We start from the raw sequence: 15,333 nt of genomic DNA, 5'->3' as shown, positions 1-15,333 counted from the left end.
AATGAGCTTTTGCCCCGTCCACCCCAAGCCGCTGAAGACCAAGGCGTCCTTCCTGTGGATGTACCTGTTCAAGCGCCGATCCTGGATGGACGGCCTGTTCGAGCGCAGCTACCGCATGAAGATGGGCGAGGTGCATCTGCCCGGCCTCGACCTCTACATGGTCAACGAGCCCAGGCTCTGGAAGCAGGTGCTGGTGGACGAGGCGCCCGACTTTCCGAAGCACGAGCTACTCGGCCATGCGCTGGAGCCGCTGCTCGGCGAGAGCATCTTCACGACCAACGGCGCGCAATGGCAGCGGCAGCGCGACATGATGGAAAAGTCGTTCGAGGCGGCGCGCATCAAGCATGTGTTCGGCCTCATGCGCGACGCAGCCGACGCGATGCGCGACCGGCTCGACGCCCTGCCCGACGCGGTCGAGCACGACGTGGAGCTGGAGATGACCCATGTCACCGCCGACATCATCTTCCGCACCATCCTCTCGACGCCGCTGGAGGGCGAGGACGCGCAGCGCATCTTCCGCGCCTTCTCGCGCTTCCAGGAGCTGGCGCCCAAGCTGATCATGCCGGTCATCTTCCGCTGGCCGAGGCTGTTCCACCCGTGGCTCGCGGCGCGCGCGAGCAAGGCGGCGGCGAAGGAGATCCGGGGCGTGCTGGAGGGCTTCATCAGGCCGCGCCACGACGCCTGGGCGGCGGCGCGCGCAAGTGCCCAAGCCACCGCGCCGGCAGCCGCAAGCGCCGGCAAGCCCGCCTGCCCCTTCAATGCCGACGGCCCCGACGACATCCTCTCCAGCCTGCTCGACGCGGTCGATCCCGCGACGGGCACGCACTTCAGCTTCAAGGAGCTGGTCGATCAGGTGGCGATGCTCTTCCTCGCCGGCCACGAGACCTCGGCCAGCGCGCTGTCGTGGTCGCTCTACCTCATCGCCAACGCGCCCGACATCCAGCAGCGCATGCACGACGAGGTGATGGCCGAATGCGGCGACCGGCCGATCGGCTTTGCCGAGCTGCGCGGGCTGGAGCTGGTGCGCAACGTCTTCCGCGAGACGCTGCGGCTGTATCCGCCGGTGGGCTTCTTCGCGCGCGCCACGCCGGCGCCGCGCCGCATGCGCGACAAGCACCTGCCCGCCGACTCGACCATCGTGATCGCGCCCTGGCTCATCCACCGCCACCGCGACTACTGGGAGCGCCCGGACGATTTCGATCCCGACCGCTATGCGGGCGAGGCCGCGCGCGAGTCGCTCAAGAACGCCTACCTGCCCTTCAGCGCCGGGCCGCGCGTGTGCATCGGCGCGGCCTTCGCGTTGCAGGAGGCGGCGCTCATCCTCGCGACGCTGGTGCGGCGCTACCGCTTCGAGCCGCTGGCCTCGCATGTGCCCGAGCCGGTCGGGCGGCTGACGATCCGGTCGGAAAACGGCATCCGCCTCGCGGTGCACAAGCGGGCGGGTTGAGTGATGACGCAGCATGACGGCCGGCGCGCGGCGCCCGGCGAGCATGAGCACGGCAAGCCCGGAGACGACCGGGGTATCCGCGAGCCGGGTCAGCATGACCGTGCCGGCCGGCACCACGACGGCAATCACGCCCGCCCCCACGCGCATTCCCACGCCCACGCGCCCGGGCACGAACCGCCCGGCGCCACGCCCTACGACGCCGCGCAGCCCGTGCGCCGCCGCTTCGCGCTGCGCGAGAACAGCTGGCAGGAGCGGCTCGCCGGCTTCGCGCTGATGACGGCCATCGTGCCGCTCGCGGTGCTGGGCTATCTCATCATCTGCTGGGTCGGCTTCGCGGGCCGCACCGAGCGCGGCCGGGCCGGCGTGCGCGCGCTCGACCATTTCGTGAACGCGGCGGTATTCAACGGACTGGCGTGGGAATCGGTGTCGTCGCACGCCTGGCGCGCGCGGCACGACAAGCGCTGGGCGCGCTTCGTGATCTGGCTGACCGACCGCTTCCAGCCCGGCCATTGCCAGCGCGCCAACAAGCGCGAGCAGCCCGTCATCGACCTCGTGCTGCGCAAGGGCTTGCAGAAGCGGACCATCGGCGCGAAGGACGGCCGGCCGGACTGAGGCGCGGTCACGGTGCCCGCCGGCCTGCCGGAACCGGCGTCGCGCCGGAACCGTCGCGCCACCGGCCGACGCCGCGCGAGCGCTGCGGCCCCGACCCGCCGCCCTCACGGCATCAGCAGCCGTTCCTCCGCCAGCGCGAGCGCCTCGGGCAGCCCGCGCAGCACGACGATGTCCTCCGCCTCCAGCACGAGTTCGGGCGACGGATCGGCGCCGCGCACCTCGCGCCGGCGCACCGCCACCACGGTCGCGCCGATCAGCTCCATCCCCAGATCACCAAGCCGCGAACCCACCGAGCGCGCGCCCAGCGGCAGATGCACCGAATGCAGCCGCACCCGGCTCTGCTGATCCTCGCCATCACCCTGCCCGCCCGGAAAGAAGCCGCGCAGCCCCGCGTAGCGCGCCGCGCGCTGGTCGCGCACGAGGCCGAGCACCTGCGCCAGCGGCGTGCCGAGCATGAGCAGCGCATGCGTGCCGAGCATCAGGCTGCCTTCCAGCACCTCGGGCACGACCTCGGCCGCGCCGGCCTCGCGCAGCCGGTCGAGGTCGCGGTCGTCGCGGGTGCGGATGATGACGGGCAGCGTCGGCGCAAGCGCCTGCACGTGGTGCAGCAGCTTGAGCGCCGACGGGGTGTCAGCGTAGGTGACGACCAGCGCCGCCGCGCGGTGGATGCCGGCGGCAATCAGGCTCTCGCGCCGCGCCGCGTCGCCGAACACCACGCTGTCGCCGGCCGCCGCCGCCTCGCGCACGCGGTCAGGGTCGAGGTCGAGCGCCACGTAGCCGAGCCCCTGGCTTTCGAGGATGCGCGCGAGGTTCTGGCCCGAGCGGCCGAAGCCGCAGATGACGACATGGCGGTCGGTCTGGATGCTGCGCGCCGCGATCTTGGTGAGGTTGAGCGAGGCGAGCATCCATTCGTTGCTCGCGAAGCGCAGCGCGATGCGGTCGCTGTACTGGATGAGGAAGGGGGCGGCCAGCATCGACAGCAGCATCGCCGCCAGCACCATCTGGAGCAGGCCCTCGTCGACGATGTGCAGGTCGCCCGCCTGTTCCAGCAGCACGAAGCCGAACTCGCCCGCCGTGCACAGCGCCAGCCCGGTGCGGATGCCCGTGCCCGCGCTGCCGCCGAACACCTGCCCCAGCACCGCCACCAGCCCGAACTTGAAGGCCACCGGCAGCACGATCAGCAGCGCCACCCAGCCGAAGTGCTCCCACACCACGAGCGGGTTGAGCAGCATGCCGATCGTGATGAAGAACAGCCCCAGCAGCACGTCGCGGAAGGGCTTGATGTCCTCCTCCACCTGATGCCGGTACTCGGTCTCGGCGATGAGCATGCCAGCCACGAAGGCGCCGAGCGCGAGCGACAGCCCCGCATGCTCGGTAATCCAGCTCAGCCCCAGCGTGATGAGCAGGAGGTTGAGCATGAACAGCTCCTGCGACCGGCGCCGCGCGACGATGTGGAACCAGCCGCGCATGAGCTTCTGGCCGAACACCAGCAGCAGCGCCAGCACCGCCGTCGCCTTCACGAAGGCGAGGCCGATGGACGTGGCCATGTCGCCCACCTCGCCCTTGAGCGACGGCACGATCACCAGCAGCGGCACTACCGCCAGATCCTGGAACAGCAGCACGCCGGCGATCTGCCGGCCATGCGGCGCGTCCAGCTCGATGCGCTCGGCCAGCAGCTTCATGACGATGGCGGTCGAACTCATCGCCAGCGCCGCGCCCAGCGCGAAGGCCGCCTGCCAGGTGAAGCCGTCGGCCTGCGGCCACCAGCGCGCCACCACCCAGGCCGCGCCGATGCTCGCCACGAGGGCCAGGCCGATCGTGAGCACCACCTGCGTCAATCCGAGCCCGAACACCTCGCGCCGCATCGCGCGCAGCTTGGGCAGGTTGAACTCCAGCCCGATCGAGAACATCAGGAACACGACGCCGAATTCGGCGAGATAACGGGTTTGTGGCGTGTCGGGGACGAGACCAAGCGCATGCGGCCCCACGACAATCCCGACAGCCAGATAGCCGAGCATCGGCGGCAGGTGCAGCAGCCGGAAAAGGACCACGCCGACCACGGCGGCCAGCAGCAGGAACAAGGGAAGATCGAGGGCGGTACCCGTCATGCTCTTGATTGGTTGAGGCGGCGCGCGGACGCGACAGGCTGGGAAAAATCCCGTCAGAACGGGTGACTGTCGAGCGGTATAATTTTTGCTTTTCGCAAAGTGTAGAACGCGAAGTGTCCGACACCAAGCCAAGTTCAAGCGCCGCCATCGCAATCGATGTCCTCGAAACCGAGGCGGCCGGCCTGCACGCGCTGGCCGAGCGTTTCCGCGATCAGGCGCAGGCCGCCGCCTTCGAGCGCGCGGTCGCTCTCGTGCTTGCCGCCACCGGCACCGGCAGGCCCGGCCGCGTGGTCGTGTCGGGCATCGGCAAGTCGGGGCATGTGGGCAACAAGCTCGCCGCCTCGCTCGCGTCCACCGGCACGCCGGCCTTCTTCGTGCACCCCGCCGAGGCGAGCCACGGCGATCTCGGGATGATCACGAGCGATGACGTGGTGCTCGCGGTCTCCTATTCCGGCGAAGGCGACGAGCTGCGCGCGATCGCGCCGCTCATCAAGCGCCTGGGCGCCAAGATGATCTCCCTCACCGGCCGGCCGCAATCCACGCTTGCCCGGCTGGCCGATGTGCATCTCGACGGCGGCATCGAGCGCGAAGCCTGCCCGCACAACCTCGCGCCCACCACGTCCACCACCGCCGCGATGGCGCTGGGCGACGCGCTGGTGGTGGCGCTGCTGCATGCTCGCAAGTTCAGCGCCGACGACTTCGCGCGCAGCCATCCGGGCGGCTCGCTCGGCCGGCGCCTGCTCACCTATGTGCGCGACGTGATGCGCGCCGGCGACGACGTGCCGCGCGTGCCGGCCGGCGCGTCGCTGGGCGAGGCCATCGTCGAGATGTCGCGCAAGGGTCTGGGCATGACGGCCGTCACGCGCGACGACGGCAGCCTCGAAGGCATCTTCACCGACGGCGACCTGCGCCGCCTGCTCGAACGCACGACCGACCTGCGCGACGTGACGCTGGCCCAGGTGATGACGCGCACGCCGGTGTCGATCGCGCCCGACGCGCTCGCCGCCGAGGCCGCGCGCGTCATGGAAGACCGCCGCATCCAGCAGCTGCTCGTGGTGGACGCGGGCAAGGTGGTGGGCGCGCTCAACCTCAACCTGCTGATGGCGGCGAAGGTCATATGAGCGGGCCGAGCGTCATCGCCGAAGCAGCCGGCGTGCACGCCGATGTGGCCCTCGGCGCGGATGGAGCCGCTCCGGCCGCGAGCGCGACCGCCGCGTCCGGCATTTCCGCCGCCGTCACTGCCGGCCTTGCCGCGGACGTGCTCGCCCGCGCCGCGCGCGTGAAGCTCGCCATCTTCGACGTGGACGGCGTGCTCACCGACGGCCAGCTGCTGTTCGGCCCCGACGGCGAGGCACTCAAGTGCTTCCACGTGCATGACGGCCACGGCTTCAAGCTGCTGCGCGACAACGGCATCGCGGTCGCGCTGCTGTCGGGCCGGCGCTCGGCGATGGTCGAACGCCGCGCACGCGACCTGAAGGTGGCCCACGTCATCCTTGGCTGCGACGACAAGCTCGGCGCCCTCGCCGCGCTGCTCGCCGATGCCGGCGTGAACGCCGACGAGGCCGCCTTCATGGGCGACGACTGGGTCGATCTGGCGGTGATGCGCCGCGTCGGCTTCGCGGCCACGGTCGCCAACGCCGCCACCGGCGTCAGCGCCCATGCGCACTGGACCGCGCCGCGCGCCGGCGGCCGCGGTGCCGCGCGCGACCTGGCCGAGTTGCTGCTCGCCGCGCAAGGCCGGCTCGACGCCGCCTACGCAGCCCACCTCGACGCCGGGAGCGCCCAGGGATGACGACCTTCCTGCTGCGTCTGCTGCCGGTGTTCGTTGCCGCCATCCTCGCCGCCGGCACCTGGTGGCTGGCCGAGAACCTGCGCCGTACCGAGACGCCTCCGGTCGTCAACTCGCCGTCGAGGCCCGACTACGTGATCGGCGGGCTGCGCGCCGCGCGCCTGTCGCCCGAAGGCAGGGTCGAGACGCTGCTGCTCGCCGAACGTGCGGAGCACCTGCCCGACAGCGACACGCTCCGCCTGAGCCTGCCGCGCGTCCAGCAGGCCGGCGAAGCGACGGTACGCATCGAGGCCGAGCAGGGCCTATCGATCCGCCAGGGCGAGGAAATCCGCCTCGAACGCGCGGTGCGCGTGACGCGCGATGCCGCCGCCGGCCGCGCCGCGATGCGGCTCGACACCGAGCAGCTCACCGTCCGCCCCGACGACGACACCGCCAGCAGCGACAGCGCCGTGACCATCCGTCAGGGCGACTCGACACTCAGCGGTGTCGGCATGGACGCCGACAATTCTTTCCGGACACTCAAGGTGCACAGCGACATGCGGGCGGTCTTCGGGCCGAAGCGCGGCGCGGCATCCTCGTCACCCCGAACATGAGCCTCCGACCCGCATCCCTTCTTCGCTGCCTGCCTGCCGCCCGCCATCCGTCGCGCGCGCGACGCTATCTCGCACGGCATGTCGCGCGCCTGCGCGGGCCGGTCGTGCTCGCCGCGCTGCTCGCGCTCGGCGCGCTGACGGCCATCGCGCCGGCCGGCGCCGAGCAGTCCGACCGCCTGCAGGAAACCACCATCACCGCGAAGCGCGGCGGCCTCGACGACCTCAAGCAGGTGAGCGTGTTCGAAGGCGACGTGGTCGTCACGCGCGGCACGATGGTCATGCGCGGCGAACGGCTCGAAGTGCGCCAGTCGCCCGAGGGCCTGCAATTCGGCACGCTCACCGCCGGCGCCGGCAAGCTCGCCACCTTCCGCCAGAAGCGCGACGGCGGCCCCGACCGCTGGGTCGAGGGCGAGGCCGAGCGCATCGACTACGACGGCCGGGCCGACAAGGTCACGCTCACCAACCGCGCCCAGCTGCGCCGCAGCGAGAGCGGCGCGCAGCAGACTGACCAGGTGACAGGCAAGGTCATCGTCTACGACAACCGCTACGACCAGTACACGGTCGATGGCGGTGACAGCGGCAACGGCCGCGTGCGCGCCGTGATCGCGCCGCGCGCGCCGTCGGCCGACGCGCCGGCCGTGCCCGCCGCGCCAAGCGGCTCGCCCTCGAACAAGCCGGAAGCCGGCAATCCGCTGCGCCTCGACCGCAGCACCACGGGGCCGCAATGAGCAGCTCCGTGAGCCACGCCACGTCCGAGGCCGTCGCCGCGCTCGCGCCCGAGGCGCGCGCCTCGGTGCTCGTCGCCGAGCATCTGCGCAAGGGCTACGGCAAGCGCACCGTCGTGCATGACGTGTCGATGGAAGTGCGCAGCGGCGAGGTCGTCGGCCTGCTCGGCCCCAATGGCGCCGGCAAGACGACCTGCTTCTACATGATCGTCGGCCTCGTCGCGATGGAGGCCGGCAGCATCAGCCTCGACGGCCAGAGCATCGGCCGGCGCGCGATGCACGAGCGCGCCCGCCTCGGCCTGAGCTATCTGCCGCAGGAAGCGAGCGTGTTCCGCAAGCTGACCGTGGAAGACAACATCCGCGCCGTGCTGGAACTCCAGCGCGACGCCGACGGCCGCGCGCTCACGCGCAAGGTCGTGCAGCAACGGCTGGACATGCTGATCGACGAGCTTCAGGTTGGTCACATCCGCGCCAGCCTCGCTTCGTCGCTTTCGGGCGGCGAGCGGCGCCGGGTAGAGATCGCCCGCGCGCTTGCGACGATGCCGCGCTTCGTGCTCCTCGACGAGCCGTTTGCCGGCATCGACCCGATCGCGGTCATCGAGATCCAGCGCATCGTCCGCTTCCTCAAGGACCGCGGTATCGGCGTGCTGATCACCGACCACAACGTCCGCGAGACGCTGGGGATCTGCGATCACGCCTACATCATTTCGGAAGGGCGGGTGCTTGCCGCAGGCCGCCCCGACGAGATCATCGACAACGAATCCGTACGCCGCGTCTATCTCGGCGAACACTTCCGCATGTAGGGCTGACGCACATGAAACAATCGCTCCAGCTTCGCATGTCGCAGCACCTGGCGCTGACCCCTCAGCTCCAGCAATCGATCCGGCTGCTGCAACTGTCCACGCTCGAACTCAACCAGGAGTTGGAGCAGATCCTCAGCGACAACCCGCTGCTCGAACGCATCGACAACCCGCTGTCGCAAGGCGTGTCGCTGTCGGCCGACGGCTCGCTCGTGCAAAGCCACGTGTCCACCGACTCGGCCACGCCCGTGTCGGAACCGCCCTCCGGCGAAGCCGCCGACGGCGACCGCGCCGCCAGCTCCGACGCCGACAACCGCGACGCCGACTACGAAGGCGGCAGCGATTTCGGCGACAGCGGCGGCGAATACGGCAGCGACTACGGCCGCCCCTCCGGCGAGGAAGACGACACCCGCCCCCAGCTCGGCGAGGACGGCGTCACCCTGCGCGAGCATCTGCTCGAACAACTGCGGCTCGAAAAGCTCGGCGTGCGCGAACGGCTGCTCGTCGGCATCCTCATCGAATCGCTCGACGAGGACGGCTACCTGCATGCCACCGAGGAAGACATCCTCGAACTCTGGCCGCACGACGATCCGTTCGAGCCCGACGAACTGGCGGATGCCGTCGACATCCTGCAAGGCTTCGATCCGCCCGGCGTCGGTGCGCGCTCCATCTCCGAAAGCCTCGTGCTGCAACTGCGCGACGAGAACGAGATGACCGAGGACGTCGATGCCGACGTGCTGGAGTGCGCGCGCGTCATCTGCGCCGAGCATCTGCAATTGCTTGCACAGCGCGACTTCACCAAGCTGCGCAAGTTCCTGGCCTGCGACGACGACACGCTGCGCGAGGCGCACAACCTGATTCGACGGCTTAACCCGTATCCCGGATCCGCCTTTTCGCGGCACGAGTCGAACTACGTCGTGCCCGACATCGTGGTGCGCCGCGTCAAGGGCGAATGGACCGCGATGCTCAATCCGGACGTGATCCCGAAGCTGCGCATTAACGACCTCTACGCCAACATTCTGAAGGCCTCGCGCGGCCAGGGCGGGGGTGGGGCAAACGGCAATTCTGCCTCGGGCGGAGCCACCTTATCGTCCCAATTGCAGGAAGCACGGTGGCTGATCAAGAACGTCCAACAGCGGTTTGACACCATCCTGCGCGTGGCGCAGGCTATCGTCGAAAGGCAGCGAGCTTTTTTTACACATGGCGAAGTTGCCATGCGTCCACTGGTGTTACGTGAAATTGCCGACATTCTCGGCCTGCACGAAAGCACGGTGTCGCGGGTGACGACGCAGAAGTACATGTTGACGACCTTCGGGACGTTCGAACTCAAGTACTTCTTCGGCAGCCATGTGGCCACGGAAACGGGTGGCGCGGCATCGTCGACTGCGATTCGCGCCTTGATCAAGCAACTCATAGGAGCCGAGAACCCCAAGGACCCGCTTTCAGACAGCAGGCTGGCGGAAATGCTCGGTGAGCAAGGGATCGTGGTTGCGCGACGAACAGTCGCCAAGTATCGCGAGACGCTGAAGATCCCTCCCGTGAATCTCCGCCGGTCGCTATGACGGCGCGATCGCCTTTCGGCGATACGCGCCAAACCACTGGCAATGCCGAAAGGAGATCGTGTGATGAACCTCAACATCAGCGGACACCACCTGGAACTGACCCCGGCCCTGCGCGAATACCTCGTCGAAAAGCTCGAGCGTGTTCGTCGCCACTTCGATCAAGTGATCGACGTCGATGTTTTCCTTTCGGTCGAGAAGCTGCGCCAGCGCGCTGAAATCAGCCTTCACATGCGTGGCAAGAAGGTGTTCGTCGAGGCCATTCACGAGAACCTCTACGCAGCGATCGACCTGCTGGTCGACAAGCTTGATCGCCAAGTCTGCAAGCACAAGGAAAAGGTCCAGGACCACGCTCACGAGTCCATGAAGTACAGCGCACCGGCAGCTTGACGCCGGTTACCACAAGCCCCCGGAGTTTCCGGGGGCTTTTTGCTTTGCAGGGGCAGGCAATCCGGTGCGTCGAATGCTTCCGGAGAGGGCATTTCATGGCGCTGTCGCCAATCATGACGCAGCGCAAAAACTCCCTATAATCCGAGCCCACTGCCATCCGGTACCCACGGGTAGTCGGGCTGCGCCGCAGCTTCCGGCTTCCGCAATCGGTGCCATCGTGAGGCCCAAATGAACCAGATCAGCCGCCTCCTGCCTGCGACCAACGTGCTTGTCGACGTCGAGGCAACCAGCAAGAAACGGGTATTCGAAGCGGCCGCGCTGCTGTTCGAGAACAACCAGGGCCTGGCGCGGGACAAGGTGTTCGACTCCCTGTTCGCCCGCGAGCGCCTCGGTTCGACCGGGCTCGGCCAAGGCGTTGCCGTTCCGCACGGGCGCATCAAGGGATTGCGCGAGGCCGTCGGCGCCTTCATCCGCGTAGCCGACCCGATTCCCTTCGACGCGCCCGACGGCAAACCGGTGTCGATCCTCATCTTCCTACTCGTGCCCGAGCAGGCCACGCAGCTCCATCTCGAAATCCTGTCGGAGCTGGCGCAGATGCTGTCCGACCGCAATTTCCGGCAATCGCTCGCGACCGCGCCCGACGCCGCCACCGCTCACCGCCTGCTGGTGGGTTGGGAACCGAACCGCGCCGCAGCCTGACATTCCCGGCGCCATCGCAGGGCCTGCGGGCGCCTCCCACCACAAGGCGACCGCAAGGCCATGCTGACGATCCGACGTCTCTACGACGAGAACGAATATCCGCTCCACCTGCGCCGGCTAGCCGGCTCGGCAGGTGAAAGCGCCGCCATCTCGGCTCCGCGCGCGCCGGACGGCATGGTTGCAGCGTCGGATCTGGTCGGGCACTTCAACATCATTCACCCCGGCCGCATCCAGGTTTACGGGCATCAGGAAGTCGAGTACGTCGCGCCGCTCGACAAGACCTATCACACGCTCAAGACCAAGGAACTCATCGCCCGCAAGCCGCCGGCGGTCATCGTCGGCGACAGCCTCGAAGTCGATCCGGATGTGATCGCCGCCTGCGAGGAGCACGGCGTGCCCCTGTACGCGAGCGCAGCCTCGGCGGCCGAGGTGATCGACGTGCTGCGCATCTGGCTCGCCAAGCGCCTCGCGCCGACCACCACCGTGCATGGCGTGTTCATGGATGTGCTCGGCATCGGCGTGCTCATCACCGGCGAGTCGGGCCTAGGCAAGAGCGAGTTGGCGCTCGAACTCATCAGCCGGGGCCATGGGCTCGTGGCCGACGACGCGGTCGATCTGGCGCGCATCTCGCCCAACACGATCGAAGGCCGCTGCCCGCCGCTACTGCAGAACCTGCTGGAAGTGCGCGGCCTCGGCCTGCTCGACATCAAGGCTATCTTTGGCGAGACCGCCGTCCGCCGGAAGATGCGGCTGCGGCTCATCGTGCACCTCGTGCGCCGCCAGACAATGGATACGGAATACGAGCGCCTGCCGCTCGAAGCGCTGACGCAGACCGTGCTCGGCCTGCCGGTGCGCAAGGTGGTGATTCCGGTGGCGGCAGGCCGCAACATCGCCGTGCTGCTTGAAGCCGCCGTGCGCAATACCGTGCTGCAACTGCGCGGCATCGACACGATGCGCGAGTTCATCGAGCGGCAGAAGGCTGCGATGCAATCCTTTGCACGCTAGGCGAAAAAAAAGCGCGGCATCCTTCGATGCCACGCTTTTTCGTGAAGTTGCGGCCCCAGGGCCGCGCCGGATCACTTGGCCTCGGCAGGCGCTTCCGGTTCCTTGAACTTGGCACCCGACTGGTTGGCCATGTACACGATGGCGCGGCCGATCTCGACATCCATCGCGTCGCTCAGGCCACCCTTGGGCGGCATCGCACCCTTGCCACCCAGCGCCGACTTCAGCAGCGCGTCATAGCCTTGCGCGATGCGCGGAGCCCAGTCGGCGGTACCGACCTTCGGCGCGCCCGAGGCGCCAGTGGCGTGGCAGGCGTTGCACGCCGCCTTGAAGACTTCCTCGCCGGTGCGCGGGGTGCGCGGGCCGGTCGGCGCGACCTTGAGTTCAAAGGCCGCGACCGGTGCGATGCGTTCGCCGATCGCGTCGGCGGTCTGGGCACGCGAGCCTTCGCCGGTGCGGTCGCCAGTGTTGACCGTGGTCGCGATCAGGAGAATGCCGGCCACCACCGCCACAACGATGACGAGTACGGCGTTGAGAAACTGCTTCGTAGTCTTGGTAGCGCTGTCGCTCATGATGTTGTCGACCGTGTGAGGGCGGGATGGTTTGAATGGGGGGAGCGGGTAAATGCGGATCGGCCGCGCAAAACGGGCCGGATTATATCCGTGCGTACGTCAAGGTCGAAAATCGGTTATCTTCTTGGATTCGGCAGTAACGCACCGCGTTCCAGTTTGGGCACGCTTGCAACAGTCGGTGGTTTCGCCGCCGGCTTCTGTCGATGTCTCGATCGGCCGGATTGCCCGGCCGTCACAAGGCGCCCGTAGCTCAGCTGGATAGAGTACTGCCCTCCGAAGGCAGGGGTCGTGAGTTCGAATCTCGCCGGGCGCGCCACCGCATCAATCCGTCAGTCCTTGCGCGCGACCACCGCCGCGCCATCGCGCAGCCGCTCGTCCGGACGCAGCACCACGCGATCACCGGGCTTCAGCCCCTCTGCCTGCACCAGGTCCCCGAGCGCGGTGCCCGTCGTGACCGGCACGAAGCCGGCCTTGCCGTCCGCGCCAGCCACGAACACCCCACGCCGCCCCTCGCGTTCGACCACCGCCTCACGCCGTACCGCGACGACAGGCTTGCGCTCTTCGGCGGCAAGCGCGCGCGCGAGGAAAGCGATCTTCGCGTTCATGTCGGGCAGCACGCGTTCGTCGCGGTCGACGAAGCTCACCTTCACGAGCAGCGTCGCCTTGCTGCGATCGACGGTCGGGACGATGCGGTTCACGCGCCCTTCCAGTCGCAGATCGGGCCAGGCGTCGAGCTGGATCTCGGCCGATTGCCCGACATGCACCTTGGCGAGGCCGCTTTCGGCCACGTCGGCCTCGACTTCAAGCGTGCGCATGTCGGCCATGCTTACGACCGCGCCCGTGGTGCCAGCCGCGGCCGAGAACGGCGTGAGGATGTCGCCGACGTTGGCGTTCTTGGTCAGCACCACGCCGTCGAAGGGCGCGCGGATGAGCGTGTACTCGAAGGCGACCTCGGCGGTGCGCGCATTGGCCTCGGCCACGCCGATCGCGGCGCGCAGGCTGCCGATGGTGGCGCGCGCCTTGTCGGCGCGGGCGGCGGCGGCATCCACGGCGCTTTGCGAGACGAAGTTCTGGCGTGCGAGGTCGCGGGTGCGGGCGAGTTCGGCCTCGGCATTGGTGCGCTCGGCCTCGCCCTGTTCGAGATTGGCGCGGGCCTGGCGGATGGCGGCGGCGGCCTGCTGACGCGCGGCATCGGCCTCGGCGCTTTCAAGGCGGGCTATGACATCGCCGGCCTTCACGGCCTGACCTTCGGTCACGTTGAGTTCCATGAGCCGGCCGGTGGCCTTGCTCGACACGTTGGCGCGCGTCTGGGCGACGACTCGGCCGGTGGCGTTCAGCTCGGTAATGCCCTGGGACGGCCAGGCGAGCGCGACCGTGGCCAGTTCGACCTCGCGCGGTGCGTTGGCCGAGCGCAGCACGCCCGCGCCGACAGCCGCTGCGACGACGAGCGCGCCGAGCGCCCATTTCCAGCGGCCGCGCCGGCGCGGCGGCGTGCCGCGCTGCGGGTCGCGGTCGATGCGCAGGGCGCCGAGCGCCGGGGCGCTGGCGGGCGGGGATGGCTGGTCGGCCATGCGGCGTCTCCGGAGGCGTGAGGACCGGACGAGTTTATGCGGCGCGCACGCCGACCGCCGGTGAGCGCGCCGCCGGCGCGCCGAATCCTTCTACCCTGCGCGAACGACGCTCGGTCAACCGCGCGCGAACGGTGCCGCCTGCCGCTTCATCTCCTCCAGCCATTCGACCGCGAGCTTCCAGTTGCCGACCGGCTTGGGATAGCGCCAGCACGGGAAGTCGGCCTTGGCGCCGGCGATGCCGAGCAGCGGATTGCCGCGCGCGCGCAGCCAGGCGTCGGCGGCGCGCGCGAGACCGGCGAGCCGCTTGTCCATGCCCCAGGCGCAGATGACGGGCGCGCCGCCGATCGCCGCCTCGGGCGTGACCACGCTCGCGCCCTCGAAGATCGCGCCGAGTGCCGCCGCGTCCGCGCCACCGGTGATGAGCGCGTAGAGGTCGGCGCTCTTGGCCGCGCGCACGTCGGCGAGATTGACGACGCGCACATGGCGCCAGCCGGTCGCGGCCATGAGGCGCATGACCTGGTACTGCACGGAATCGGGCTTGGCCGGCACGCGCTTGCCGGCCCATTCGATGCCCCCGTAGCCGGCGAGCGGCGCCGACGAGCCCGGATTCATCATCACCACGGCGGCGTCGGGCGCCGGATCGCAGCCGCCGTCGGGCGCGAAGTCGATGCCCGCGTCGCTGCGCGCGATTTCGAGCAGCGCGCGCTTGGCGAAATCGGCGCGATCGTCGCGCCAGTCGTGGAACAAGCCGTGGCAGCGGAAGCGGACGCCTTCGACGAGATGCATGGGGTTGCTCGATGCGGATTGCGGGCGGGCGAGGTTAGCGCAGCGCGCTGGCGCCACGGCAGTGGCGCCCCCTCCGAGTCGCGCCCGGCGACGCAAGGCACGGTGGTGCCGGCGTCGTGCCCGGCGCTTGCCCGCGCGGGCCGCGCGGCCGATGCTGCGCGCTCGATTCACGCCACGCCGGAACTCCGCATGAAGCCCAGCCTTGCCGCGCGCCTCGCCGCCCTCGCCCTCGCCACCCTGGCCACGACCGCCTTTGCCCACGACTACCAGCTCGGCGCGATCGAGATCGGCCATCCCTGGGCGCGCGCGACCGTGCCCGGCCAGTCGGTCGGTGGCGGCTATGTGAAGTTGAGCAACGGCGGCACGGCGGACCGGCTCGTCGGCGCCAGCTCGCCGGCGGCCGTCCGCGTCGAACTGCACACCCACGAGATGGGCGCCGACGGCGTCGCCCGCATGCGTCAGGTACAGGCCATCGACCTGCCCGCGAAGTCCGCAGTCGAACTCAAGCCCGGCGGCCTGCACCTGATGCTGATCGACCTGAAGGCGCCGCTGGCAGAGGGCGCGCGCGTGCCGGTCACGCTGCGCTTCGAGCGCGCCGGCGAGACGACCGTCGAGCTGGCCGTCGAGGCCGTGACGCCGGCCGCGCCGATGCAGCATCAGCACTGAGATCGGCAGCTGCT

General features: G+C 69.3%; 15 protein-coding genes, 1 tRNA gene and 1 pseudogene. 13 read left to right on the top strand and 4 right to left on the bottom strand.

Annotated features, from left to right (window positions below; translation table 11 throughout):
• Position 1: 1 nt before the first annotated feature.
• Together H566_RS0100360 and H566_RS29805 are read left to right on the top strand one after the other, a co-directional pair.
• A complete protein-coding gene (locus tag H566_RS0100360; RefSeq protein WP_028309868.1) occupies positions 2–1,447 on the top strand; it encodes a cytochrome P450 in 1,446 nt (481 codons plus the stop codon).
• 3 nt (positions 1,448–1,450) lie between these two features.
• On the top strand, positions 1,451–2,059 hold the full coding sequence (locus tag H566_RS29805; protein WP_245591251.1) for a sulfite exporter TauE/SafE family protein: 609 nt from the start codon (positions 1,451–1,453) through the stop codon (positions 2,057–2,059).
• A 104-nt stretch (positions 2,060–2,163) separates the two neighbouring features.
• Here H566_RS29805 and H566_RS0100350 read toward each other — a convergent pair whose 3' ends face one another.
• Positions 2,164–4,167, bottom strand: coding sequence for a cation:proton antiporter domain-containing protein (locus H566_RS0100350; protein ID WP_034409994.1), 2,004 nt, complete (start codon positions 4,165–4,167; stop codon positions 2,164–2,166).
• A gap of 113 nt (positions 4,168–4,280) precedes the next feature.
• On the opposite strand from H566_RS0100350, the gene H566_RS0100345 reads away from it, so the two are divergent.
• The 9 genes from H566_RS0100345 (at position 4,281) to hprK (ending at position 11,727) form a co-directional block, all read left to right on the top strand.
• A complete protein-coding gene (locus tag H566_RS0100345) occupies positions 4,281–5,288 on the top strand; it encodes a KpsF/GutQ family sugar-phosphate isomerase (protein WP_028309865.1) in 1,008 nt (335 codons plus the stop codon).
• Positions 5,289–5,389: 101 nt separating this feature from the next.
• Complete coding sequence (locus H566_RS0100340) at positions 5,390–5,959, top strand: KdsC family phosphatase (protein WP_034410074.1); 570 nt, start codon at positions 5,390–5,392, stop codon at positions 5,957–5,959.
• Positions 5,956–6,549 carry an LPS export ABC transporter periplasmic protein LptC gene (gene lptC, locus H566_RS27035; protein WP_028309863.1) on the top strand — a complete coding sequence of 198 codons (594 nt, stop codon included), beginning with the start codon at positions 5,956–5,958 and terminating at the stop codon, positions 6,547–6,549. Before H566_RS0100340 ends, lptC begins: the two co-directional genes overlap by 4 nt.
• Entirely contained in the window at positions 6,546–7,277 is a 732-nt protein-coding gene (gene lptA, locus H566_RS22015) for a lipopolysaccharide transport periplasmic protein LptA (protein ID WP_084544579.1), read from the top strand. The genes lptC and lptA overlap by 4 nt, the downstream gene beginning before the upstream one ends.
• On the top strand, positions 7,274–8,077 hold the full coding sequence (gene lptB / locus H566_RS0100325) for an LPS export ABC transporter ATP-binding protein (RefSeq protein ID WP_034409990.1): 804 nt from the start codon (positions 7,274–7,276) through the stop codon (positions 8,075–8,077). The genes lptA and lptB overlap by 4 nt, the downstream gene beginning before the upstream one ends.
• An 11-nt stretch (positions 8,078–8,088) precedes the next feature.
• Complete coding sequence (locus H566_RS0100320) at positions 8,089–9,636, top strand: RNA polymerase factor sigma-54 (RefSeq protein ID WP_028309861.1); 1,548 nt, start codon at positions 8,089–8,091, stop codon at positions 9,634–9,636.
• 63 nt (positions 9,637–9,699) lie between these two features.
• Complete coding sequence (gene hpf / locus H566_RS0100315) at positions 9,700–10,023, top strand: ribosome hibernation-promoting factor, HPF/YfiA family (protein ID WP_028309860.1); 324 nt, start codon at positions 9,700–9,702, stop codon at positions 10,021–10,023.
• Between the two features lie 228 nt (positions 10,024–10,251).
• On the top strand, positions 10,252–10,722 hold the full coding sequence (ptsN, locus tag H566_RS0100310) for a PTS IIA-like nitrogen regulatory protein PtsN (RefSeq protein WP_028309859.1): 471 nt from the start codon (positions 10,252–10,254) through the stop codon (positions 10,720–10,722).
• A 60-nt stretch (positions 10,723–10,782) separates the two neighbouring features.
• Positions 10,783–11,727 carry an HPr(Ser) kinase/phosphatase gene (gene hprK / locus H566_RS0100305; RefSeq protein WP_028309858.1) on the top strand — a complete coding sequence of 315 codons (945 nt, stop codon included), beginning with the start codon at positions 10,783–10,785 and terminating at the stop codon, positions 11,725–11,727.
• An 83-nt stretch (positions 11,728–11,810) separates the two neighbouring features.
• Here hprK and H566_RS30525 read toward each other — a convergent pair.
• Positions 11,811–12,086, bottom strand: a pseudogene (locus tag H566_RS30525) (c-type cytochrome); the annotation flags it as partial.
• Positions 12,087–12,535: 449 nt separating this feature from the next.
• On the opposite strand from H566_RS30525, the gene H566_RS0100295 reads away from it, so the two are divergent.
• Positions 12,536–12,612, top strand: a tRNA-Arg gene (locus tag H566_RS0100295).
• A gap of 13 nt (positions 12,613–12,625) precedes the next feature.
• Here H566_RS0100295 and H566_RS0100290 read toward each other — a convergent pair.
• Both H566_RS0100290 and H566_RS27030 read right to left on the bottom strand, forming a co-directional pair.
• A complete protein-coding gene (locus H566_RS0100290; RefSeq protein ID WP_034409987.1) occupies positions 12,626–13,867 on the bottom strand; it encodes an efflux RND transporter periplasmic adaptor subunit in 1,242 nt (413 codons plus the stop codon).
• 114 nt (positions 13,868–13,981) lie between these two features.
• Positions 13,982–14,653: a hypothetical protein gene (locus H566_RS27030; protein WP_028309856.1), complete on the bottom strand. Its 672-nt coding sequence runs from the start codon at positions 14,651–14,653 to the stop codon at positions 13,982–13,984.
• Positions 14,654–14,842: 189 nt separating this feature from the next.
• Between H566_RS27030 and H566_RS0100280 the strand changes: the two genes are divergently transcribed.
• A complete protein-coding gene (locus H566_RS0100280; RefSeq protein ID WP_028309855.1) occupies positions 14,843–15,319 on the top strand; it encodes a copper chaperone PCu(A)C in 477 nt (158 codons plus the stop codon).
• The last annotated feature ends 14 nt before the right edge of the window (positions 15,320–15,333 follow it).

Origin of the sequence: Derxia gummosa DSM 723, from assembly GCF_000482785.1 — a bacterium.
Classification (GTDB): Bacteria; Pseudomonadota; Gammaproteobacteria; order Burkholderiales; family Burkholderiaceae_E; genus Derxia; species Derxia gummosa.
Note: the sequence above shows the minus strand (reverse complement) of the source record. Positions and strands in the feature narration are given on the sequence as shown.

Excerpts from the sequence above, each read along its gene's own strand:
- H566_RS0100280 (WP_028309855.1), top strand. The coding sequence starts at position 14,843 with ATGAAGCCCAGCCTTGCCGCGCGCCTCGCCGCCCTCGCCCTCGCCACC.
- hprK (WP_028309858.1), top strand. The coding sequence starts at position 10,783 with ATGCTGACGATCCGACGTCTCTACGACGAGAACGAATATCCGCTCCAC.
- H566_RS0100360 (WP_028309868.1), top strand. The coding sequence starts at position 2 with ATGAGCTTTTGCCCCGTCCACCCCAAGCCGCTGAAGACCAAGGCGTCC.
- H566_RS0100350 (WP_034409994.1), bottom strand. The coding sequence starts at position 4,167 with ATGACGGGTACCGCCCTCGATCTTCCCTTGTTCCTGCTGCTGGCCGCC.
- H566_RS0100320 (WP_028309861.1), top strand. The coding sequence starts at position 8,089 with ATGAAACAATCGCTCCAGCTTCGCATGTCGCAGCACCTGGCGCTGACC.
- lptC (WP_028309863.1), top strand. The coding sequence starts at position 5,956 with ATGACGACCTTCCTGCTGCGTCTGCTGCCGGTGTTCGTTGCCGCCATC.
- hpf (WP_028309860.1), top strand. The coding sequence starts at position 9,700 with ATGAACCTCAACATCAGCGGACACCACCTGGAACTGACCCCGGCCCTG.
- lptA (WP_084544579.1), top strand. The coding sequence starts at position 6,546 with ATGAGCCTCCGACCCGCATCCCTTCTTCGCTGCCTGCCTGCCGCCCGC.
- lptB (WP_034409990.1), top strand. The coding sequence starts at position 7,274 with ATGAGCAGCTCCGTGAGCCACGCCACGTCCGAGGCCGTCGCCGCGCTC.
- H566_RS29805 (WP_245591251.1), top strand. The coding sequence starts at position 1,451 with ATGACGCAGCATGACGGCCGGCGCGCGGCGCCCGGCGAGCATGAGCAC.
- H566_RS27030 (WP_028309856.1), bottom strand. The coding sequence starts at position 14,653 with ATGCATCTCGTCGAAGGCGTCCGCTTCCGCTGCCACGGCTTGTTCCAC.
- H566_RS0100290 (WP_034409987.1), bottom strand. The coding sequence starts at position 13,867 with ATGGCCGACCAGCCATCCCCGCCCGCCAGCGCCCCGGCGCTCGGCGCC.
- ptsN (WP_028309859.1), top strand. The coding sequence starts at position 10,252 with ATGAACCAGATCAGCCGCCTCCTGCCTGCGACCAACGTGCTTGTCGAC.